1 protein-coding gene is annotated in these 262 nt (G+C 69.5%); it reads left to right on the forward strand.

Annotated features, from left to right (window positions below):
* A partial coding sequence (locus NLU14_RS22190) for a helix-turn-helix domain-containing protein (protein ID WP_275710680.1) occupies nucleotides 1-183 on the forward strand: 183 nt, incomplete at its 5' end.
* Nucleotides 184-262: the final 79 nt, after the last annotated feature.

Below are 262 nucleotides of genomic sequence, written 5' to 3' on the forward strand. Positions count from 1 at the left end.
GTGATCGCGCGTGAGCGCCTGGTCGAGCTGTCGCGTGTCCGCCTCGGCGACAGTTCGGATCGCAGCGTCGACGTGCTGGTCAGCCGGTTGCGCCGCAAGATCTCCGCCGCCGGCCACCAGCCGCCGATCGGCACGGTGCGCGGCATCGGCTACATCTTCCGCGCAGAGGTAACCCGCTCCTGAGCCTGGTGCCGCGCCATCCGCTGGGACTGCTCGGCAGGATCCTGCTCATCCTGCTGCTCACCGTCGCGATCGAGTTCGG

The organism is Marinobacter iranensis (assembly GCF_029207565.1).
In the GTDB taxonomy this organism is placed as follows: Bacteria; Pseudomonadota; Gammaproteobacteria; order Pseudomonadales; family Oleiphilaceae; genus Marinobacter; species Marinobacter iranensis.